This window comes from Pseudomonas sp. NPDC007930 (genome assembly GCF_042958985.1).
GTDB lineage: Bacteria > Pseudomonadota > Gammaproteobacteria > Pseudomonadales > Pseudomonadaceae > Aquipseudomonas.
This window is the reverse complement of sequence record NZ_JBIBKC010000003.1, coordinates 74,024-94,208: the sequence shown is the minus strand read 5'-3', so window position 1 is coordinate 94,208 and position 20,185 is coordinate 74,024. Positions and strand designations below refer to the sequence as shown.

General features: G+C 65.9%; 19 protein-coding genes. 9 read left to right on the top strand and 10 right to left on the bottom strand.

The features are described from left to right. The first annotated feature begins 46 nt into the window (after window positions 1-46). Window positions 47-1,708, top strand: coding sequence for a GMC family oxidoreductase N-terminal domain-containing protein (locus ACFZCE_RS07865; protein WP_390937705.1), 1,662 nt, complete (start codon window positions 47-49; stop codon window positions 1,706-1,708). A gap of 94 nt (window positions 1,709-1,802) precedes the next feature. After that, window positions 1,803-3,425: an MFS transporter gene (locus ACFZCE_RS07860; RefSeq protein WP_390937703.1), complete on the top strand. Its 1,623-nt coding sequence runs from the start codon at window positions 1,803-1,805 to the stop codon at window positions 3,423-3,425. 109 nt (window positions 3,426-3,534) lie between these two features. On the opposite strand, the gene ACFZCE_RS07855 is transcribed toward ACFZCE_RS07860, so the two are convergent. The 4 genes from ACFZCE_RS07855 to glyQ are packed head-to-tail and all read right to left on the bottom strand — an operon-like array spanning window position 3,535 to window position 7,865. Then, window positions 3,535-4,296: a 1-acyl-sn-glycerol-3-phosphate acyltransferase gene (locus ACFZCE_RS07855; protein WP_390937701.1), complete on the bottom strand. Its 762-nt coding sequence runs from the start codon at window positions 4,294-4,296 to the stop codon at window positions 3,535-3,537. A 33-nt stretch (window positions 4,297-4,329) separates the two neighbouring features. Continuing rightward, window positions 4,330-4,863 (bottom strand): D-glycero-beta-D-manno-heptose 1,7-bisphosphate 7-phosphatase, encoded by a 534-nt coding sequence (gene gmhB / locus ACFZCE_RS07850; RefSeq protein ID WP_390937699.1) that lies wholly within the window; start codon window positions 4,861-4,863, stop codon window positions 4,330-4,332. 3 nt (window positions 4,864-4,866) lie between these two features. Further along, the gene (gene glyS / locus ACFZCE_RS07845) at window positions 4,867-6,921 is read right to left on the bottom strand and encodes a glycine--tRNA ligase subunit beta (RefSeq protein WP_390937697.1); all 2,055 of its coding nucleotides are present in this window, start codon (window positions 6,919-6,921) and stop codon (window positions 4,867-4,869) included. Continuing rightward, complete coding sequence (gene glyQ, locus ACFZCE_RS07840) at window positions 6,918-7,865, bottom strand: glycine--tRNA ligase subunit alpha (protein WP_390937695.1); 948 nt, start codon at window positions 7,863-7,865, stop codon at window positions 6,918-6,920. The genes glyS and glyQ overlap by 4 nt, the downstream gene beginning before the upstream one ends. Before the next feature lie 84 nt (window positions 7,866-7,949). Between glyQ and ACFZCE_RS07835 the strand changes: the two genes are divergently transcribed. Together ACFZCE_RS07835 and ACFZCE_RS07830 are read left to right on the top strand one after the other, a co-directional pair. Beyond that, complete coding sequence (locus ACFZCE_RS07835; RefSeq protein WP_390937693.1) at window positions 7,950-8,507, top strand: DNA-3-methyladenine glycosylase I; 558 nt, start codon at window positions 7,950-7,952, stop codon at window positions 8,505-8,507. 30 nt (window positions 8,508-8,537) lie between these two features. Continuing rightward, on the top strand, window positions 8,538-9,425 hold the full coding sequence (locus tag ACFZCE_RS07830; protein ID WP_390937691.1) for a lysophospholipid acyltransferase: 888 nt from the start codon (window positions 8,538-8,540) through the stop codon (window positions 9,423-9,425). Between the two features lie 54 nt (window positions 9,426-9,479). Here the strand turns inward: ACFZCE_RS07830 and ACFZCE_RS07825 are convergent, their stop codons facing one another. The 5 genes from ACFZCE_RS07825 to def form a co-directional block, all read right to left on the bottom strand. After that, window positions 9,480-9,785 (bottom strand): hypothetical protein, encoded by a 306-nt coding sequence (locus tag ACFZCE_RS07825; protein WP_390937690.1) that lies wholly within the window; start codon window positions 9,783-9,785, stop codon window positions 9,480-9,482. Between the two features lie 134 nt (window positions 9,786-9,919). Next, window positions 9,920-11,293 carry a Trk system potassium transporter TrkA gene (gene trkA, locus ACFZCE_RS07820; protein WP_390937688.1) on the bottom strand — a complete coding sequence of 458 codons (1,374 nt, stop codon included), beginning with the start codon at window positions 11,291-11,293 and terminating at the stop codon, window positions 9,920-9,922. Further along, window positions 11,290-12,600, bottom strand: a complete 1,311-nt coding sequence (gene rsmB, locus ACFZCE_RS07815) for a 16S rRNA (cytosine(967)-C(5))-methyltransferase RsmB (RefSeq protein WP_390937686.1) — start codon at window positions 12,598-12,600, stop codon at window positions 11,290-11,292. The genes trkA and rsmB overlap by 4 nt, the downstream gene beginning before the upstream one ends. After that, complete coding sequence (gene fmt / locus ACFZCE_RS07810) at window positions 12,597-13,529, bottom strand: methionyl-tRNA formyltransferase (protein WP_390937684.1); 933 nt, start codon at window positions 13,527-13,529, stop codon at window positions 12,597-12,599. Before fmt ends, rsmB begins: the two co-directional genes overlap by 4 nt. A 66-nt stretch (window positions 13,530-13,595) precedes the next feature. After that, window positions 13,596-14,102 carry a peptide deformylase gene (gene def / locus ACFZCE_RS07805; protein ID WP_390937682.1) on the bottom strand — a complete coding sequence of 169 codons (507 nt, stop codon included), beginning with the start codon at window positions 14,100-14,102 and terminating at the stop codon, window positions 13,596-13,598. A gap of 135 nt (window positions 14,103-14,237) precedes the next feature. Here def and ACFZCE_RS07800 point away from each other — a divergent pair, with 135 nt between their 5' ends. The 3 genes from ACFZCE_RS07800 to ACFZCE_RS07790 all read left to right on the top strand — a co-directional run bounded on the left by ACFZCE_RS07800 (window position 14,238) and on the right by ACFZCE_RS07790 (window position 17,042). After that, window positions 14,238-15,263 (top strand): LysM peptidoglycan-binding domain-containing protein, encoded by a 1,026-nt coding sequence (locus ACFZCE_RS07800; protein WP_390937680.1) that lies wholly within the window; start codon window positions 14,238-14,240, stop codon window positions 15,261-15,263. A gap of 82 nt (window positions 15,264-15,345) precedes the next feature. Then, window positions 15,346-16,464 carry a DNA-processing protein DprA gene (gene dprA / locus ACFZCE_RS07795; protein ID WP_390937678.1) on the top strand — a complete coding sequence of 373 codons (1,119 nt, stop codon included), beginning with the start codon at window positions 15,346-15,348 and terminating at the stop codon, window positions 16,462-16,464. A gap of 23 nt (window positions 16,465-16,487) precedes the next feature. Next, a complete protein-coding gene (locus ACFZCE_RS07790) occupies window positions 16,488-17,042 on the top strand; it encodes a Sua5/YciO/YrdC/YwlC family protein (RefSeq protein ID WP_390937676.1) in 555 nt (184 codons plus the stop codon). Between the two features lie 267 nt (window positions 17,043-17,309). Here ACFZCE_RS07790 and ACFZCE_RS07785 read toward each other — a convergent pair whose 3' ends face one another. Next, window positions 17,310-18,284, bottom strand: a complete 975-nt coding sequence (locus ACFZCE_RS07785; protein ID WP_390937675.1) for an NADPH:quinone reductase — start codon at window positions 18,282-18,284, stop codon at window positions 17,310-17,312. Between the two features lie 119 nt (window positions 18,285-18,403). On the opposite strand from ACFZCE_RS07785, the gene hemF reads away from it, so the two are divergent. Continuing rightward, complete coding sequence (hemF, locus tag ACFZCE_RS07780) at window positions 18,404-19,339, top strand: oxygen-dependent coproporphyrinogen oxidase (protein ID WP_390937674.1); 936 nt, start codon at window positions 18,404-18,406, stop codon at window positions 19,337-19,339. Between the two features lie 15 nt (window positions 19,340-19,354). Next, the gene (gene aroE, locus ACFZCE_RS07775; protein WP_390937673.1) at window positions 19,355-20,182 is read left to right on the top strand and encodes a shikimate dehydrogenase; all 828 of its coding nucleotides are present in this window, start codon (window positions 19,355-19,357) and stop codon (window positions 20,180-20,182) included. Window positions 20,183-20,185 lie beyond the last annotated feature (3 nt).

Here is a 20,185-nt window from a genome sequence, read left to right as displayed (position 1 = left end):
GAACATGAATGGCGAACAACAACAATAAATGCGGCGAGGGACGTTCATGCCACCTGCCAGCGACACCTATGACTACATCATCGTCGGCGCCGGGCCCGCGGGCTCGCTGCTTGCCAACCGGTTATCGGCCGACCCTGCCACCCGCGTACTGCTGCTCGAAGCCGGCGGCGAAGACAACTACGCCTGGATTCACATCCCCGTGGGCTACCTGTACTGCATCGGTAACCCGCGCACCGACTGGTGCTTCAAAACCGAACAACAGCCAGGCCTGAACGGCCGCCAGCTCAACTACCCGCGCGGCAAGGTGCTCGGTGGCTGCTCGTCGATCAACGGCATGATCTACATGCGTGGCCAGGCCCGCGACTACGATGGCTGGGCCGCCCAGGGCAACCCGGGTTGGGCATGGAACGATGTGCTGCCGCTGTTCCGCCAGAGCGAACACCACTTCGGTGGCGACAGCGCCGTGCACGGCGCCCAAGGCGAATGGCGGGTCGAGCAACAGCGCTATCACTGGCCGATCCTCGATGCCTTCCGTGACGCCGCCGAGCAAAGCGGGATTGCCACGGTCGATGACTTCAACACCGGCGACAACCAAGGCTGTGGATACTTTCAGGTGAACCAGCGCAGCGGTGTGCGCTGGAACGCTTCCAAAGCCTTCTTGCGGCCGATCCTCAAACGCCCCAACCTCACCGTGCTGACCAAGGTCGCGGTCGACCGCCTGTGCTTCGAGCAGAACCGCGTGGTTGGCCTGGAAGCCGACTGGCTGGGCGCGCGGCGTACCTTCCATGCGCGCCACGAGGTGGTGCTGTGCGCCGGCGCGGTGGGCTCGCCGAGCATCCTGCAGCGCTCCGGGCTGGGCCCCAGGGCGTTGCTCGAGCGCCTTGGCATCCCGGTGCGCCGCGACATGCCCGAGGTGGGCGGCAACCTGCAGGACCACCTGCAGTTGCGGTTGATCTACCAGGTCACCAAGGCCAAGACCCTCAACCAGGTGGCCAACAGCCTGTTGGGCAAGGTGGGCATGGGCCTGCGCTATCTGTACGACCGCAGCGGCCCGCTGGCGATGGCCCCCAGCCAACTGGGCGCGTTTGTGAAGTCCAGCCCGGAGCAGCCCAGCGCCAACCTGCAGTACCACGTGCAGCCGTTGTCGCTGGAGCGCTTTGGCGAGCCACTGCACCGCTTCCCGGCCTTTACCGCCTCGGTGTGCAACCTGCGGCCAATGAGCCGCGGCAGTGTGCAGATTCAATCCGCCTCGGCGGCCGACGCGCCGCGTATCGACCCCAACTACCTGAGCCACCCCGAAGACCTCACCGTTGCCGCCCAGGCCATCCGCATGACCCGCCGCATCGTCCAGGCCCCGGCCCTGGCCCGCTACGCGCCGGTGGAATACCTGCCCGGGCCGCAGCTTGAAACCGACGAACAACTCAAGGAAGCCGCCGGCGCCATCGGCACGACGATTTTCCACCCGGTCGGCACCTGCCGCATGGGCAGCGACGCCAGCGCGGTGGTCGACGCCCAACTGCGCGTGCACGGTGTAGAGGGCTTGCGCGTGGCGGATGCGTCGATCATGCCGCAGATCACCTCGGGCAATACCTGTTCGCCTACGCTGATGATTGGCGAGAAAGCCGCGCAGATGATCCTGCAGGCCCGCCAGGCACCTATCGAACGCAGCACCGAGCAACCGCGGGAGGTGGCCGCCACAGCGACCTGACGCCATCAACAGGGCCCCGCAGGGTGCGGTAGCGCGGGGCTGACAGTGGACAACAAGAATAATCACTGTGCCCACCGGGCCGAGGATTTCACCCATGTCGGACTACATCCAGCACCACCCCCATGCTTCCCTGGGCGATGCCCGCCGGGAAGAACGCAAGATCATCTTCGCCTCATCCCTGGGTACCGTTTTCGAGTGGTACGACTTTTTTCTCTACGGTGCGCTGGCCGCGGTGATCAGCAAGCAGTTCTTCGCCGGGGTGAACGACACCACGGCGTTCATCTTTGCGCTGATGGCCTTTGCCGCGGGCTTTCTGGTGCGGCCGTTCGGCGCGCTGGTGTTCGGCCGGCTGGGCGACATGATCGGGCGCAAGTACACCTTCCTGGTGACCATCGTGCTGATGGGTATTTCCACCTTCGCCGTGGGGCTGCTGCCCACCTACGCCAGCATTGGCATTGCCGCACCGGTGATCCTCATCTGCCTGCGGATGCTCCAGGGCCTGGCCCTGGGCGGTGAATACGGCGGCGCCGCCACCTACGTGGCCGAGCACGCGCCGGCCAACAAGCGCGGCCACTACACCGGCTGGATTCAGTCCACCGCTACCCTCGGCCTGCTGCTGTCGCTGATCGTGGTGCTGGCCTGCCGGTACTTCACCGGGGACCAGTTCGAGGTGTGGGGCTGGCGCCTGCCGTTCCTGCTGTCGATCCTGCTGCTGGGCATCTCGACCTGGATTCGCATGAGCCTGCATGAATCCCCGGCGTTCCTGAAAATGAAGTCTGAGGGCAAGGCCAGCAAGGCGCCGATCCGCGAGTCGTTCGGCAACTGGCAAAACCTGAAGATCGTGCTGATCGCGCTGTTCAGCATCAACGCCGGCCAGGCGGTGACCTTTTACACCGCGCAGTTCTACGTGCTGTTCTTCCTCACGCAAATCCTGAAAATGGACCCAGCCCAAGCCAACAGCTTGTTGATCGTGGCGGTGATCCTCGGCGCGCCGTTCTTCGTGATCATGGGTTGGTTGTCTGACCGCATCGGCCGCAAGCCGATCCTGGTGGCCGGGTTGGTGCTGGCCACGGTGTTCTACTTCCCGCTGTTCAAGGCGCTGAGCCATTACGCCAACCCGGCCATCGACCAGGCCAGCAGCCGCGCGCCGATCACCGTGATCGCCGACCCTGCCACCTGCACCTTCCAGTTCGACCCGGTGGGCAAGGCGCGCTTTGACAGCCCCTGCGATAAGGTCAAGACCTTCCTGGTGAAGGCCGGCCTGCCCTACGAGAGCCAGAAGGCCGAAGCCGGCAGCAACGTGGTGGTGACCATCGGTGATACCCGCATCGAAGGCGTAGACCCCGCCGCCATGACCACGGCCATCAACGCCGCCGGCTACCCGGCCAAGGCGGACCCAGCGCTGGTGAACCAGCCGATGGTGGTGGCGGTGGTGTTCGCGCTGATCTTGATCGCCACCATGTGCTACGGCCCGTTGGCGGCGGTGATGGTCGAGCTGTTCCCCACGCGCATCCGCTACACCTCGATGTCGCTGCCGTACCACATCGGTAACGGCTGGTTCGGTGGCCTGCTGCCGACCATCTCGTTCGCGCTGGTGGTGTACACCGGGGATATTTTCTACGGGCTGTGGTACCCGATCATCGTGACGGCGGTGAGCGTGGTGATGAGCCTGACGTGCCTCAAGGAAACCCGGCACGTAGACATCACCAAGACCTAACCTGCAAATACAACCCACAGTTATGCGTTAAAAAAATAAGCAGCTAATTCAGAGAGTTAGCTGCTTATCAAAAAAGTTATTCGAGCTGTTGCCCACAAGTTATCCACAATCACGCCGGATGCGCGGCAGGGACCTCGGGCAGTGAACCCAAGCCGCGTTGCGCGGCTTCGTTCCAGGCGAATACCTGATCATTGAGGTTGGCCACATCCCGCGGGCCGGTGCCCGCGGCGTACATCGGTTCACCGATGACCACTTCGATGGTGCCCGAATACTTGCCCCAGCCTTCCCGTGGCCAGAACTTGCCGGCGTTGTGCGCGATCGGCAGCACCGGCAGCCCGGCGTTGGCGGCCAGCGCCGCGCCGCTGCGGGTGAATTTGCCGATCTGCCCAACCGGCACCCGGGTGCCCTCCGGGAAAATCAGCACCCACACGCCATCCTTGAGCAGCAGGTCGCCTTCGCTGGCCACCCGCTTGAGGGCGTCTTTCGGGTTGCTGCGGTCAATCGCGATCGGCCGCAGCATGGCCATGGCCCAACCAAAGAACGGCACGTACAGCAGCTCTTTTTTCAGTACCTGGCTCATCGGCTGGAAGTACGCCGAGAGGAAGAAGGTTTCCCAGGTGCTCTGGTGGTTCGAGACGATCACGCACGGCTGCGCCGGCACGTTGTGCTCGCCGGTCACCCGGACCTTCAGCCCGAGCACGGCCTTGGCCAGCCACAGGGCGAAGCGGCACCAGTGGCCATTGATGAACCGGTAGCGCTGCGGGAACTTCATGAACGGCGCGACCAGAAAGCTCAGCGAGCACCAGAGGAACGCGCTGGTGGCGAGCAGGAAATAGAACAAGGCGACACGAACGGCCGACAGTTTCGACATGGTTGTAGGGTCCACGGCGGGCTTCCCGCCTTGTTACGTGTTAACCAACGCCCTGGCCACAGCTGCCAGGTCATCAAAAACCAGAGTATCGCTGCCGATGCCCTGGCTTGCCGTTTTTTCGCCCTTGCCGGTTTTCACCAGCACAGGCTGGGCGCCACAGGCGCGCGCGGCCTGCAGGTCGCTGGCGCTGTCGCCCACGAACCACACGCCTTCGAGCCCTACGCCGTAGTGCTCTGCGATGGCCCGCAGCATCCCCGGGAGGGGTTTGCGGCATTCGCAGCCAGCATCCGGGCCGTGCGGGCAGTAGGTGATCATGCCCACTTCGCCGCCTTCGGCCGCCACCAGCTCGCGCAGGCGGCGGTGCATGGCCTCGAGGGTGCCCAGGGAATAATAGCCCCTGGCGATGCCCGACTGGTTGGTGGCCACCGCCACCACCCAGCCGGCCTTGCTCAAGTCGGCGATGGCGCGGACCGAACCCTCGATCGGCAGCCACTCCTCCAGCGCCTTAATGTAGGCGTCGGAGTCGTGGTTGATCACCCCATCGCGGTCGAGGATCAGCAGCTTCACGGCTTAGCCCAACACCGAGATGTCGGCCACGCCGAGGAACAGCCCCCGCAGGCGCGCCAGCAGCGCGTAGCGGTTGGCGCGCACGTTGGCGTCGTCGGCGTTCACCATCACCGCCTCGAAGAACGCATCCACCGGCTCGCGCAGCGCCGCCAGGCGGGCCAGCGCGTCGTTGTACTGGCGCGCCTTGAACATCGGCTGCACGGCCTGGTCGGCCTGCTGGATCGCCGAGTACAGCGAGAACTCGTTGGCGTTGTCGAAGTACTTCGGCTCGACGCTGGCGGCCACGCCACCGTCGGCCTTGCTCAGCAGGTTCGACACCCGCTTGTTCACCGCGGCCAGTGCTTCGGCCTCGGGCAGCTTGCGGAAGGCCTGCACGGCCTGCACGCGTTGGTCGAAGTCCAGCGCCGAGCCCGGCTTGAGCGCGCGCACCGCCAGGTAGCAGGCTACGTCGACGCCTTCGTCTTCGTAGCGCGCGCGCAGGCGGTCGAAGATGAACTCCAGCACCTGGTCGGCCAGGGCGGCCTTTTGCACGCGCTCGGCGTACAGCGCGATGGCCTGTTCCACCGCCTCGTTGAGGTTCAGGTCGAGCTGTTTCTCGATCAGGATGCGCAGCACGCCTAGTGCCGCGCGGCGCAAGGCGTATGGGTCTTTGCTGCCGGTGGGCAGCATGCCGATGCCGAAAATGCCGACCAGGGTGTCGAGCTTGTCGGCGATGGCCACCGCCGCGCCGGTCAGGGTTTCGGGCAGCTCGGCGCCGGCACCACGGGGCATGTACTGCTCGTTCAGCGCCTTGGCGACGTCTTCGGGCTCACCGTCGTGCTGGGCGTAGTAGTAGCCGGCGATGCCTTGCATCTCCGGGAACTCGCCGACCATCTCGGTGGCCAGGTCGCATTTGGACAACAGCCCGGCGCGCGCCGCGCGGGCGGCGTCGCCCTGGATGCGCGGGGCGATGAAGGCGGCCAGTTGCGACACGCGCACGGCTTTGTCGTACACCGTGCCCAGTTGGGCCTGGAATACCACGTTGCGCAGGCGCTCGTTGAAGGTTTCCAGTGGCTGCTTCTTATCCTGGTTGAAGAAGAATTCGGCGTCGGTCAGGCGTGGGCGCACCACCTTCTCGTTGCCCTGCACGATCTGCTTCGGGTCTTTGCTCTGCACGTTGGCCACGGTGATGAAGCGCGGCAGCAGCTTGCCTTCGGCGTCGAGCAGGCAGAAGTACTTCTGGTTGTCTTGCATGGTGGTGATCAGCGCTTCTTGCGGCACTTCGAGGAAGCGTTCCTCGAACGAGCACACCAGCGGCACCGGCCACTCGACCAGCGCGGAGACTTCATCGAGCAGGCTCGGCGGCACGATGGCGGTGCCTTCCTGCTGCAGCGCGAGCTCATCGACGCGCTTGGCGATCAGCGCGCGGCGCTCGTCGAAGTCGGCCAGCACGTAGGCCAGGCGCAGGTCTTCGCGGTAGCTGGCCGGCGACTGGATGCGTACCGCTTCCGGGTGGTGGAAGCGGTGGCCGCGGGATTCGCGGCCGGCGCGCTGGGCCAGCAGGGTGCAGTCGACCACGTCGTCGCCGAACAGCATCACCAGCCACTGGGTGGGGCGAACGAATTCTTCCTTGCGCGCGCCCCAGCGCATGCGCTTGGGGATCGGCAGGTCGTTGAGCGAATCTTCGACGATGGTCGGCAGCAGGCTGGTGGTCGGCTTGCCGGCGATGCTCTGGCTGTAGCGCAGCTTGGCGCCACTGCGGTCGATCTCGGCCAGCTCTACACCGCATTTGCGGGCGAAGCCCAGCGCGGCCTGGGTCGGGTTGCCGTCGGCGTCGAAGGCGGCCTGGATCGGCGGCCCGTCGAGGTTGATCGAGCGGTCGGCCTGTTGGGTGTCGAGGCCCTGGATCAGCACCGCCAGGCGCCGCGGGGCGGCGTAGAAGTGCTTGCCGGTGTAGTTCAGGCCGGCGGCGTTCAGGCCCTTTTCGATACCGGCCAGGAACGCTTCGCCCAGCGCCAGCAGCGCCTTCGGTGGCAGTTCTTCGGTGCCCAGTTCAACCAGGAAATCTTGAGCACTCATTGCGCCGCCTCCAGCTTAGCCAACACTTCATCGCGTAGTTCAGGGGTTGCCATCGGGAAGCCCAGGCGTGCCCGGGCCTGCAGGTAGCTTTGCGCCACGGCGCGGGCCAGCGTGCGCACGCGCAGGATGTAACGCTGGCGCTCGGTGACGGAGATCGCCCGGCGGGCATCGAGCAGGTTGAAGGTGTGCGACGCCTTGAGCACCATCTCGTAGGTGGGCAGCGGCAGTTGCAGCTCGATCAGCCGGTTGGCTTCGCTCTCGTAGAAATCGAACAGCTCGAACAGTTTGTCGACGTTGGCGTGTTCGAAGTTGTAGGTGGACTGCTCCACCTCGTTCTGGTGGAACACGTCGCCGTAGGTCACGGTGCCGAACGGGCCGTCGGTCCAGATCAGGTCGTAGACCGAGTCGACGCCCTGCAGGTACATGGCCAGGCGCTCCAGGCCGTAGGTGATTTCACCGGTGACCGGGTAGCACTCGATGCCGCCGACTTGCTGGAAGTAGGTGAACTGGGTCACCTCCATGCCGTTGAGCCAGATTTCCCAGCCCAGGCCCCAGGCGCCGAGGGTTGGCGACTCCCAGTTGTCTTCGACGAAACGGATGTCATGCACTTCGGGGTCGAGGCCGATGCGCTTGAGCGAGCCGAGGTAGAGCTCCTGGAAGTTCTCCGGGTTCGGCTTGAGGACCACCTGGAACTGGTAGTAGTGCTGCAGGCGGTTGGGGTTTTCGCCATAGCGGCCGTCGCCGGGGCGGCGGCTGGGCTGCACGTAGGCGGCGTTCCAGGTTTCCGGGCCCACGGCCCGCAGGAAGGTCGCGGTGTGAAAGGTACCCGCGCCTACTTCCATATCGTAGGGCTGAAGCACCACACAACCTTGCTCGGCCCAGTACTGCTGCAGGGCCAGAATCAAGTCTTGGAAGGTACGCACGGCTGGCGTAGGCTGGGTCACGAATTCACCTGTATCTTGGGCTGCACATGTAAAGAGCGGGAGTATACCGCGAATCGGGCCGCCCCCCACCACCCCCGGAATCCTATGCCGCGCTGCTTTTGGTGTTCAGACGACCCTCTTTACCAGGCTTACCATGATCAAGAGTGGGGCGTGCCGCTGCGGGACCCGGGCGCGCTGTTCGAGTTGCTTTTGCTCGAAGGGTTCCAGGCGGGGCTGTCGTGGATCACCGTACTGCGCAAACGCGAGCGTTACCGCCAGGTGATGTTCGGCTTCGACCCGGCGCGGCTGGCGCGCATGAGCGACGAAGACATCGAAGCGCGCATGCAAGACCCAGGCATCATCCGCAACCTGCTCAAGCTCAAGGGCGCGCGGCAGAACGCCCAGGCCTGGCTGCGCCTCGAGGACCCAGCCGGGTTTTTATGGTCGTTTACCGGCGGCCAGCCGATCGTCAACCACCACCCTGATCGCGCCAGCGTGCCGGCGGAAACCACCGAAGCCAAGGCCATGAGCAAGGCGCTGAAAAAGGCCGGCTTCACGTTTGTAGGGCCCACCATTTGCTATGCCTTCATGCAGGCCAGTGGCATGGTGATGGACCACACCACCGATTGCGACCGGTACCCAGCGCTCGCTGGGGTAGAATGACCGGCTGAGACAACGCCTAAGGATCACCCTGTGGAAAACTTCAAAGGCGCCTTGCTGGTCGGGGCGTTGAAAACCTTCGCATTGCTGCCCTGGAGCGCCGTGCAGGCGGTAGGCGCCGGCATCGGCTGGTTGATGTGGAAGCTGCCCAACCGTTCGCGCGAGGTGGTGCGGATCAACCTGGCCAAGTGCTTCCCGGAGCTGGCCCCCGCCGCCCGCGAACGTTTGGTCGGTAAAAGCCTGCAAGGCATCGGCCGCTCGTTCACCGAAAGCGCCTGCGCGTGGATCTGGCCGGCCGAGCGCTCGCTGGCGCTGGTCAAGGAGGTCGAAGGCCTCGAGGTGCTGCAGCAGGCCCTGGCCACCGGCAAGGGCGTGGTGGGTATCACCAGCCACCTGGGCAATTGGGAAGTGCTGAACCACTTCTATTGCCACCAGTGCAACCCGATCATCTTCTACCGCCCGCCCAAGCAGAAGGCGGTAGACGAACTACTGCGCAAGCAGCGTGTGCAACTGGGCAACCGGGTGGCGCCGAGCACCAAGGAAGGCATCCTCAGCGTGATCAAGGAAGTGCGCAAGGGCGGCCAGGTGGGCATCCCGGCAGACCCTGAACCCGCGGAATCCGCGGGCCTGTTCGTGCCGTTCCTCGGTACCCGCGCGTTGACCAGCAAGTTCGTGCCGAACATGCTCGCCGGCGGCAAGGCCATGGGCGTGTTCCTGCATGCCTTGCGCCTGCCGGACGGCTCGGGGTTCAAGGTGATCATCGAGGCCGCGCCGGAAGCGATGTACAGCACCGACACCGAAACCGCCGTGGCGGCGATGAGCCAAGTGGTGGAACGCTACGTGCGCGCCTACCCAGACCAGTACATGTGGAGCATGAAGCGCTTCAAGAAGCGCCCCGAGGGTGAAGCGCGCTGGTATTGAGGCCAGCGCCAGGGCGCAAGCGGCCAGCTACAAGCGTGCTTGCCGCTTGCCGCTTCAAACGTTCAACTTCTTCACAAAAACAGCCATCTCTTTCTCGGCCTGTTTATCCCCATGGGCCTGCGCCGCGGCGATGCCCTGCTCCCATGCAGCCCGCGCGCCCGCGGTGTCGCCCTCGGCCTTGAGCGCCTTGCCCAGTAGCTTCCAGGCCGCGGAGTACTTTGGGTCAAACTCGACGCAACGGGCCAAGTGAGTAGCGGCAATGGCGTTCTGCTTCTCGTCCAGGTAAGCCTTGCCCAGGCCAAAGCGCAGCAGCGAGTTATCCACACCCTTGGCGAGCATTTTTTCCAGTGACTCGATCATCCGTGCCTCTCTTGTGTAAGGCCCATCGCCCGGCACAGCCGGCCTCCCACCAGATTGGTGTGGTCCTTGATTTCCGGGACACTACACATCTGGTGGGAGGCCGGCTTCGCCGGGCGAAGGGCCAGCCGGGTGGATTAAAAAAACGACAGCCCCACGTGGAAGAGTTTTTCCACATCGCGAATGTACTTTTTATCCACAACGAACAGGATCACATGGTCGCCACTGGCGATCACCGTGTTGTCGTGGGCGATCATCACTTCATCTTCGCGGATGATCGCGCCGATGGTGGTGCCCGACGGCAGGTTGATCTGGCCAATGGCGCGGCCGACCACCTTGCTCGAATGGGTGTCGCCATGGGCGATCGCCTCGATGGCCTCGGCGGCGCCGCGGCGCAGCGAGTGCACACTGACGATGTCGCCACGGCGCACGTGGGCCAGCAAGGTACCAATGGTGGCCAGCTGCGGGCTGATGGCGATGTCGATTTCGCCGCCTTGGATCAGGTCGACGTACGCCGGGTTGTTGATGATGGTCATCACCTTGCGCGCGCCCAGGCGCTTGGCCAGCAGCGACGACATGATGTTGGCTTCGTCATCGTTGGTCAGTGCCAGGAAAATATCCGCCTGGGCGATGTTTTCCTCTAGCAGCAGGTCGCGGTCCGAGGCGCTGCCTTGCAGTACCACGGTGCTGTCGAGGGTTTCGGACAACTGCCGGCAACGCGCCGGGTTCATCTCGATGATCTTCACCTGGTAGCGGCTTTCGATGGCCTCGGCCAGGCGTTCGCCGATATGGCCGCCGCCGGCGATCACCACCCGCTTGTTGCGCTCGTCTACCCCACGCAGCTCAGCCATCACCGCGCGAATGTCGTTTTTCGCGGCAATGAAGAACACCTCGTCGTCGGCCTCGATCACCGTGTCGCCGCGCGGCATGATCGGCCGGTCGCGGCGGAAGATCGCCGCCACGCGGGTGTCGACGTTGGGCATGTGCTCGCGGATCTGCCGCAGTTGCTGGCCCACCAGTGGGCCGCCGTAGTAGGCCTTGACCGCCACCAGTTGGGCCTTGCCGCCGGCGAAGTCGATCACCTGCAGGGCGCCAGGTTGCTCGATCAGCCGCTTGATGTAGTTGGTCACCACCTGTTCGGGGCTGATCAGCACGTCGACCGGGATCGCGTCGTTGTCGAACAGCCCGGCGCGGGTCAGGTAGGCCGCCTCGCGCACCCGGGCGATCTTGGTCGGGGTGTGGAACAGCGTGTAGGCCACCTGGCAGGCGACCATGTTGGTTTCGTCGCTGCTGGTCACCGCCACCAGCATGTCGGCATCCTCGGCGCCGGCCTGGCGCAGGATCGTCGGGAACGAGCCACGGCCACACACCGTGCGGATGTCGAGGCGGTCACCCAGGCTGCGCAGGCGGTCGCCGTCGGTGTCGACCACGGTGATGTCGTTGGCTTCGCTGGCCAGGTATTCGGCCAGCGTGCCGCCCACCTGGCCGGCACCGAGGATGATGATCTTCATGGGCGGCCTGCGGCGATCTTGATCAGTTTGGCGTAGTAGAAGCCGTCATGCCCGCCGGCCTGGGGGAACAGCTGGCGGCCGTGGGCCTGGGGCTCGCCGGCGGCGATCGGCAGGTCGAGTTCGCGGGCGCCGGGGGTGCGGGCCAGGAAGGCGGCGACGGTGTCGGCGTTTTCCGCCGGCATCAGCGAGCAGGTGGCGTACACCAGCACGCCGCCCACTTCGAGGGTTTTCCACAGGGCGTCGAGCATTTCGCCCTGCAGCGTGGCCAGCGCGGGGATGTCATCGGGCTGGCGGGTGAGCTTGATGTCCGGGTGGCGGCGGATCACCCCGGTGGCCGAGCAGGGCGCGTCGAGCAGGATGCGCTGGAACGGCGTGCCGTCCCACCAGGCGGCGGTGTCACGGGCGTCGGCGGCCAGCAGGCGGGCGCTCAGGCCAAGCCGGTCAAGGTTGCTTTGTACCCGCTCCAGGCGTTTCGGCTCGAGGTCTACCGCGACCACTTCGGCCAAACCCGGCTCGCGCTCGAGCAGGTGGCAGGTTTTGCCGCCGGGGGCGCAGCAGGCGTCGAGCACCCGTTGGCCGGGGGCGAGCTCAAGCAGCCCGGCCGCGAGCTGCGCGGCTTCGTCCTGCACGCTGGCCCAGCCTTCGCTGAAGCCTGGCAGTTGGCCTACGTCGCAGGCCTCGCTGAGGGTCACGCCGTCTTCACTGAAGGCGCACGGGCGGGCATCGATGCCTGCCTGGCTGAGCGCGCGCAGGTAGGCGTCGCGGCGTTGATGGCGGCGGTTCACCCGCAGGGTCATCGGGCCGTGGCCGTTGTTGGCCTCGCAGAGTGCCTGCCAATGCTCCGGCCAGGCGGCCTTCAGGGCCTTCTGCAGCCAGCGCGGGTGTGCGGTGGTGACCACCGGGTCGCGCTCCATGCCGATCAGCAGCTCGCCGCCCTCGCGCTGGGCGCGGCGCAGCACGGCGTTGAGCAACCCTTTGGCCCAGGGTTTTTTCAGTTTGTCGGCGCAGCCGACGGTCTCGGCGATCGCGGCGTGGGCCGGCACCCGGCTGTACAGCAGTTGGTACAGGCCTACCAGCAGCAGCGCTTGCAGGTCGGCGTCCTGGGCCTTGAAGGGTTTTTCCATCAAGGCGGCGGCCAGCAGGGTAAGCCTTGGCTCCCAGCGCGCGGCGCCGAAGGCCAGGTCCTGGGCCAGGCCGCGGTCGCGCGGGTCGACCTTGTCGAGTTGGGCCGGCAGCGAGCCGCCCAGCGAGGCCTTGCCGGCGATCACCGCGGCCAGGGCTTTTGCGGCAGCCAGGCGCGGGTTCATTGGCCGAGTACCGTGCCCACCGCGAACTGCTCGCGGCGGCTGTTGAACAGGTCGCTGAAGGCCAGCGGCTTGCCCCCGGGCAGTTGCAGGCGGGTGAGGCTCAGCGCGCCTTCGCCGCAGGCGACCGTCAGGCCCTGCTTGCTGGCGGCGAGGACCTGCCCCGGCGTACCGCTGCCTTCGCCCAGGGTGGCGGCCAGCACCTTCAGCGGCTCGCCATTGAGCGTGCTGTGGCACACCGGCCAAGGGAACAACGCGCGCACCTGGCGCTCCAGTTCATGGGCCGGGCGCGCCCAGTCGAGGCGGGCTTCATCTTTGTTGAGCTTGTGCGCGTAGGTGGCCAGGGCATCGTTTTGCACGTCCCCGGCCAGGGTCCCGGCGGCCAGGCCGGCGATGGCCTCGACCACCGCCGGCGGGCCCATCTGCGCCAGGCGGTCGTGCAGGCTGCCGCCGGTGTCGCCGGCTTCGATGGCGGTGGTCACCTTCAGCAGCATCGGCCCGGTGTCCAGGCCCGCCTCCATGCGCATCACCGTCACACCGCTTTCGGCATCGCCGGCTTCCACCGCGCGCTGGATCGGCGCGGCGCCGCGCCAACGCGGCAGCAGCGAGGCGTGGCTGTTGATGCAGCCCAGGCGCGGGATGTCGAGCACCGCCTGGGGCAGGATCAGCCCGTAGGCGACCACCACCATCAGGTCGGGCGCCAGCGCGGCGAGGGCTTCTTGGGCCTCGGCCGGCTTCAGGCTGGCCGGCTGGTACACCGCGATGCCGTGCTCGGCCGCCAGTTGCTTGACCGGGCTTGGCGCGAGCTTTTGCCCACGGCCGGCGGGGCGGTCTGGCTGGGTGTACACGGCGACCACCTCATGCTCGCTGGCGAGCAGGGCCTTGAGGTGTTCGGCGGCGAATTCGGGGGTACCGGCAAAAACGATGCGCATTGGGTTCAGGCCATCAGTCTTGAAATAAAAAAGGCTTGCCGCGGCAAGCCTTTGTGTTTCGGCCAGTCAAGCTTGCTGGCGGTGCTGTTTTTCGAGCTTTTTCTTGATCCGGTCGCGCTTGAGCATCGACAGATAGTCTACGAACAGCTTGCCGTTGAGGTGGTCGCACTCATGCTGCACGCACACCGCCAGCAGGCCCTCGGCGATCAGTTCGAACGGCTCGCCGTCGCGGTCCAGCGCCTTGACCTTGACCTTTTGCGGGCGCTCGACGTTCTCGTAGAAGCCAGGCACCGACAGGCAGCCTTCCTGGTATTTGTCGAGCGCGTCGGTCAGCGATTCGAACTCCGGGTTGATGAACACCAGCGGCTCGCTGCGATCTTCGGAGAGGTCCATCACCACGATGCGCTTGTGCACATTGACCTGGGTAGCGGCCAGGCCGATGCCTGGCGCCTCGTACATGGTTTCAAACATGTCGTCGATCAGCTGGCGCACTTCGTCGTCGACCACGGCCACAGGCTTGGCGATGGTGCGAAGACGCGGATCCGGAAATTCGAGAATGTTTAAAATAGCCATATGCTCAAGTGCTGCACTTTAGGGTAATGTCAGGCCCAAGCGGCATCGCCTGGCGCTTGTTGAGCGATTTATGCTCAGGGAAAACCCGCTGCCTGCGGGTTTGACGAATGCGTACATGATAAAGGGATTCACGGCATGAGGAAATCTTTACTCGCCCTGTTGCTGCTGGCGTGCGCCGGCCTGGCGCAGGCGCAGGTACAACTCAGGGACGGTTATCCACAGCGGTATACGGTGGTACAGGGCGACACCCTCTGGGACATTTCCGGCAAATTCCTCAGCAAGCCGTGGGAGTGGCCGCACATCTGGCACGCCAACCCGCAGATCGCCAACCCCGACCTGATCTACCCGGGCGACACCCTGTACCTGAGCTTCGAGAACGGCGAGCCGCGGCTGTCGCTGCAGCGCGGGCAGAGCCGCGGCACGATCAAATTGTCACCGCATGCGCGCTCCACCCCGGTGGCCGAGGCGATCCCGACCATTCCGCTGGGGGCGATCAACGCCTTTCTGATCTCCAACCGGGTGGTAGAAGGCACCGACTCGTTCCAGGGCGCGCCGTACATCGTCGCCGGCAACCAGGAGCGGGTGCTCAGTGGCCAGGGTGACCGCATCTACGCGCGCGGCGCCTTCGACCCCGAGCACAGCGTGTACGGCATCTTCCGCCAGGGCAAAACCTACACCGACCCCGACACCAAGGAAGTGCTGGGCATCAACGCCGACAACATCGGCAGCGCCCAGGTAGTGGCCACCGAGGGCGACATCGCCACGCTGGAATTGCAAAGCTCTAATGTTGAAGTGCGCCTGGGCGACCGCCTGTTCAGCACCGAAGAGCGCCCGGTCAACTCGTTCTTCTACCCCAGCCCGCCCACCCGCGAAGTGCACGGCAACATCATCGACGTACCGCGTGGGGTCACCCAGATCGGCAAATACGATGTGGTCACCCTCGACCGCGGCAGCCGCGACGGCCTGCAGGAAGGCAACGTACTGGCGATTTTCAAGACCGGCGAGACGGTGCGTGACCGCATCACCGGCGAGCAGGTGAAGATCCCCGACGAGCGCGCCGGGCTGCTGATGATTTTCCGCACCTACGAAAAACTCAGCTATGGTTTGGTGCTCAACGCCAGCCGTTCGCTGGCGGTGCAAGACAAGGTCACCAACCCATAGTGGCATTTGTCTAACAATCATCAACAGAGTTATCCACAGGTTGTGCTGGCACGCCTGTGGCCATGAGATCAAGGACGATCACATGCCCCTTCTCGATGCCCTGGCGGGCCCGCCCGCCGAACTGGAGGCGCGCCTGCGCCTGCATCTGCTGCCCAAGGTCGGGCCCATGCACTTCCATAAACTGATCGCCGCGTTCGCCAGCGCCAGTGCCGCCTTGGCGGCGCCGGCCAGCGCATGGGCGGCGCTGGGCCTTGATGGCGCCAGCGCCGCGGCCCGCCGCGAGCCCGCCATTCGCGATGGCGCCAGCGCCGCAATGCGCTGGCTAGAGCGGCCCGGGCAGCATTTATTGATGTGGGACAGCGCCCACTACCCGGCCCCGCTGGCGCACATTCCGGACCCGGCGCCGCTGCTGTTCGTGCAGGGTAACCCCGAGGTGTTGCAGCATCCGCAACTGGCCATCGTTGGCAGCCGCCGCGCCAGCGCCGCCGGCCTGGACAACGCCAAGGCCTTTGCCCAGGCCTTCGCCCAAGCCGGTTTTGCCGTCACCAGCGGCCTGGCGCTGGGTATCGATGGCGCCGCCCACAAGGGCGCGTTGCAGGCCCAAGGGGTGACCATCGCGGTGCTCGGCACGGGCCTGGAAAATATTTATCCACAGCGCCACCGTGGCTTGGCGCAGAGCATTGCCGAGCAGGGCGGCGCGGTGGTGTCGGAGTACCCGCTGGGCACCGCGCCGGCGCGGGACAACTTTCCGCGGCGCAACCGGTTGATCAGTGGCCTGGCCTTGGGCGTGCTGGTGGTGGAGGCGAACCTGGCCAGTGGTTCGCTGATCACCGCCCGCCTGGCCGCCGAGCAAGGGCGTGAGGTGTACGCGCTGCCGGGGTCGATCCATTACCCTGGGGCCAAGGGTTGCCACCAGTTGATCCGCGACGGCGCGCAGTTGGTGGAGTGCCCGGAGCATGTGCTTGAGAGCCTGCACTGTTGGCAGGGCCTGCCCGCCGCCGCGGCGGCCCCGGTGCGGCCCAAGGACCCTCTGCTGCGGGAGTTGCTCGCCGCGCCGCGTACCGCCGAGGGCCTGGCGTTGGCGTTGGGGCGGCCGCTGCCGGCCACCCTGGCGGCGCTGACCGAGCTGGAACTCAACGGCGAAGCGGTTTCTCAAGCCGGGCGATGGTTCGCCAGGCCCATGCCAGATACACTGCGCTGACCTTGAACCGCGGAGTGGCACAGATGGTAAGCAGTTGGCGCGCGCAACAGGCCGCGCGGGAGATTCGCGCAGGCGCAGTGATTGCCTACCCCACCGAGGCCGTTTGGGGGCTGGGTTGCGACCCCTGGGATGAAGCCGCGGTGTACCGCTTGCTGGCGATCAAGTCCCGCGCGGTGAGCAAGGGGCTGATCCTGATCGCCGACAACATCCGCCAGTTCGACTTCCTCTTCGAAGACTTCCCGCAAGACTGGCTCGACAAGATGAGCGCCACCTGGCCAGGGCCCAACACCTGGCTGGTGCCGCACCGCGACCTGCTGCCGGAGTGGATCACCGGCCAGCACGACAGCGTGGCGGTGCGAGTCAGCGACCACCCGCTGGTGCGCGAACTGTGCGCGCTGGTGGGCCCGATCATTTCCACCTCGGCCAACCCACAAGGCAAGCCGCCGGCCCGCACCCGCTTGCGGGTGGAGCAGTACTTCCGGGGGGAGGTGGACCACGTGCTGGGCGGCGCCCTAGGCGGGCGCCGTAGCCCCAGCGTGATTCGCGACTTGCGCACGGGAGAGGTGATCAGGCCTTAGTTTCAGGGCCCATCGCCCGGCACAGCCGGGGTGCCGGACCACGGCCTCCCACCAGATTTGTGTAAGTACTTGATTTATCGGGTAGCACAGAACCCGTGGGAGGCCGTGGTCCGGCACTCCGGCTGTGCCGGGCGATAGACCCTGAAGCTCATGCACAAAATCAGCAGAGCTTACAGATTCCCCCCTTCCTTAAAGCCATGAAATTGCTTAAGTGAACAGCATTACGGCACAGCCGGCCTCCCAGGGTGAGGAAGGCCAGCCACTCCCTCAAGGCAACAGAATGGTCGACCCGGTCGTGCGCCGCCCAGCCAGCTCAATGTGCGCCTGGGCCGCCTCGGCCAGCGGGTACTGATGGTTGACCTCGATCTTCACCTTGCCGCTGCTGACCATCTCGAACAGCTCGTTGGCCATGCCCTGCAGCGCGCCTGGCACCGCGTAGGTGGCCAGGGTCGGGCGGGTGACGTACAGCGAGCCCTTGCTGGCGAGAATGCCCAGGTTGACCCCGCTTACCGCCCCGGAGGCGTTGCCGAAGCTCACCAGCAGGCCGCGCGGGGCGACGCAGTCGAGCGAGGTTTCCCAGGTGTCCTTGCCCACGCCGTCGTAGACCACCGGGCACTTCTTGCCGCCGGTCAATTCGAGCACGCGCTTGGCCACGTCTTCATGGCTGTAGTCGATCACTTCCCACGCGCCGGCAGCCTTGGCCGCGGCGGCTTTTTCCGCGGAACTGACAGTGCCGATCACCTTGGCACCGAGGGCCTTGGCCCACTGGCAGGCAATCAGCCCGACGCCGCCGGCGGCGGCATGGAACAGCACGGTTTCGCCGGCTTCCAGGCGGTAGGTCTGGCGCAGCAGGTACTGCACGGTCAGGCCCTTGAGCATCATCCCGGCGGCCTGTTCGAAGCTGATCGCCTCAGGCAGCTTGACCAGCAGGTTGGCCGGCAGCACGTGCAGTTCACTGTAGGCACCCAGTGGGCCACCGGCGTGGGCAACGCGGTCGCCGACCTTGAAGTGGGTGACCTCGCTGCCCACCGCGTCGACCACCCCGGCCGCCTCGGTGCCGAGCCCCGACGGGAAGGCCGCCAGAGGGTAGAGGCCGCCGCGGAAGTAGGTGTCGATGTAGTTCAGGCCAATGGCCTTGTTGCGTACCCGCACTTCCTGGGGGCCGGGTTCGGCCGGTGTGTAGTCAACGTACTCTAGAACCTCCGGGCCGCCGGTGGCATTGAACTGGATACGCTTGGCCATCTTGTTCTCCTGAGTGTGGGTGCAAAACCGTTATCGGACGCCTTTGTTCGACTGGCGTCAACTGCCAGGGTGCGGCCGCGATGGTATGCTACGCGCCGTTTTGTTGATCGAGGCCCGCCATGAGCAACCCCCGCACCGAAGCCGTGAAGGCGTACCTGCTCGACCTGCAGGCGCGCATCTGCCAGGCCCTCGAAGCCGAAGACGGCAGCGCCCGCTTCGCCGAAGACGCCTGGGTGCGCGACGGCGGCGGCGGTGGCCGCACCCGGGTGATCGGGGGCGGCGCGCTGATCGAAAAAGGCGGGGTGAACTTCTCCCATGTGTTCGGCGCCGGCCTGCCGCCCTCTGCCAGCGCGCACCGGCCCGAGCTGGCCGGGCGCGGCTTCGAGGCGCTGGGGGTGTCGCTGGTGATCCACCCGCACAACCCCCACGTGCCCACCTCCCACGCCAACGTGCGGTTCTTCATCGCTGAAAAAGACGGCGAAGCGCCGGTGTGGTGGTTTGGCGGCGGCTTCGACCTCACCCCCTACTACGCCCACGAAGAAGACTGCGTGCACTGGCACCGGGTGGCCGAGCAGGCCTGCCGGCCGTTCGGCGCCGACGTATACCCGCGCTACAAGGCCTGGTGCGACCGCTACTTTCAGATCAAGCACCGCCACGAGCCACGTGGGGTGGGTGGGCTGTTCTTCGATGACCTGAACCAGTGGGACTTCGACACCTGCTTTGCCTTCCAGCGCGCCATCGGCGATGCCTACCTCGACGCCTACCTGCCGATCGTGCAGCGCCGCCGCCAGCTGGCCTATACCCCTGCGCAGCGCGAGTTCCAGGCGTTCCGCCGCGGCCGCTATGTGGAATTCAACCTGGTCTACGACCGCGGCACGCTGTTTGGCTTGCAGTCGGGCGGGCGCACGGAATCGATCCTGATGTCGCTGCCACCCGAAGTGCGCTGGGGCTACGATTGGCAACCCACGCCTGGCAGCGAGGAAGCGCGGTTGACCGATTACTTCCTCCAGGACCGCGACTGGCTCGGCCTGGCCCCTGACAACAATACGCCCTGACCCAGGACTGCCCGAATGGACCGCTACGTCGTTTTTGGAAACCCCATTGGCCACAGCAAGTCGCCGGCCATCCATCGGCTGTTCGCCGAGCAGGCGGCCCAGCAGTTGGAGTACAGCACCCAGTTGGCGCCACTCGATGGCTTCAGCGGCTGCGCCCGTGAGTTTTTCCACCAGGGTGGCTTGGGCGGCAACGTGACCGTGCCGTTCAAGGAAGAAGCCTACCGCCTGTGCGACGAGCTCACGCCCCGCGCTGAGCGCGCTGGTGCAGTGAACATGCTCAGCCGCCTGGCCGATGGCAGCGTGCGCGGTGACAACACCGATGGCGAGGGCCTGGTGCGTGACCTGATGGCCAACGCCGGGGTCGAGCTGGCGGGCAAGCGGGTGCTGTTGCTCGGCGCCGGTGGCGCGGTGCGCGGTGTGCTCGAGCCGCTGCTGGAGCAGGAACCGGCGGCGCTGGTGATCGCCAACCGCACGGTTGAGAAGGCCGAGCTGCTGGCTGAGGTGTTCGCCGAACTGGGCCCAGTCAGCGCGTCGGCCTTTGGCGTGCTGGCCGAGCCCTTCGACGTGATCATCAACGCCACCGCCGCCAGCCTGGCCGGCGACCTGCCGCCGTTGGCCGCCAGCGTGATCGCGCCGGGGCGCACCACCTGCTACGACATGATGTACGGCAAGGCGCCGACGCCGTTCCTGCGCTGGGCCAGCGAACACGGCGCAGCCCAGGCGCTCGATGGCCTGGGCATGCTGGTTGAACAGGCCGCGGTGGCGTTCCAGTACTGGCGCGGGGTGGCGGTGAACACCGCGCCGGTGCTGGCGCTGCTGCGTGCGCAACTGCGCGAAGGCTAGGCC

Coding starts and splice junctions, on each gene's coding strand:
- ACFZCE_RS07800 (WP_390937680.1), top strand. CDS start 14,238: ATGAGGAAATCTTTACTCGCCCTGTTGCTGCTGGCGTGCGCCGGCCTG.
- aroE (WP_390937673.1), top strand. CDS start 19,355: ATGGACCGCTACGTCGTTTTTGGAAACCCCATTGGCCACAGCAAGTCG.
- dprA (WP_390937678.1), top strand. CDS start 15,346: ATGCCCCTTCTCGATGCCCTGGCGGGCCCGCCCGCCGAACTGGAGGCG.
- hemF (WP_390937674.1), top strand. CDS start 18,404: ATGAGCAACCCCCGCACCGAAGCCGTGAAGGCGTACCTGCTCGACCTG.
- ACFZCE_RS07790 (WP_390937676.1), top strand. CDS start 16,488: ATGGTAAGCAGTTGGCGCGCGCAACAGGCCGCGCGGGAGATTCGCGCA.
- ACFZCE_RS07855 (WP_390937701.1), bottom strand. CDS start 4,296: ATGTCGAAACTGTCGGCCGTTCGTGTCGCCTTGTTCTATTTCCTGCTC.
- glyS (WP_390937697.1), bottom strand. CDS start 6,921: ATGAGTGCTCAAGATTTCCTGGTTGAACTGGGCACCGAAGAACTGCCA.
- trkA (WP_390937688.1), bottom strand. CDS start 11,293: ATGAAGATCATCATCCTCGGTGCCGGCCAGGTGGGCGGCACGCTGGCC.
- ACFZCE_RS07860 (WP_390937703.1), top strand. CDS start 1,803: ATGTCGGACTACATCCAGCACCACCCCCATGCTTCCCTGGGCGATGCC.
- fmt (WP_390937684.1), bottom strand. CDS start 13,529: ATGCGCATCGTTTTTGCCGGTACCCCCGAATTCGCCGCCGAACACCTC.
- def (WP_390937682.1), bottom strand. CDS start 14,102: ATGGCTATTTTAAACATTCTCGAATTTCCGGATCCGCGTCTTCGCACC.
- ACFZCE_RS07835 (WP_390937693.1), top strand. CDS start 7,950: ATGCCGCGCTGCTTTTGGTGTTCAGACGACCCTCTTTACCAGGCTTAC.
- ACFZCE_RS07865 (WP_390937705.1), top strand. CDS start 47: ATGCCACCTGCCAGCGACACCTATGACTACATCATCGTCGGCGCCGGG.
- rsmB (WP_390937686.1), bottom strand. CDS start 12,600: ATGAACCCGCGCCTGGCTGCCGCAAAAGCCCTGGCCGCGGTGATCGCC.
- ACFZCE_RS07785 (WP_390937675.1), bottom strand. CDS start 18,284: ATGGCCAAGCGTATCCAGTTCAATGCCACCGGCGGCCCGGAGGTTCTA.
- ACFZCE_RS07825 (WP_390937690.1), bottom strand. CDS start 9,785: ATGATCGAGTCACTGGAAAAAATGCTCGCCAAGGGTGTGGATAACTCG.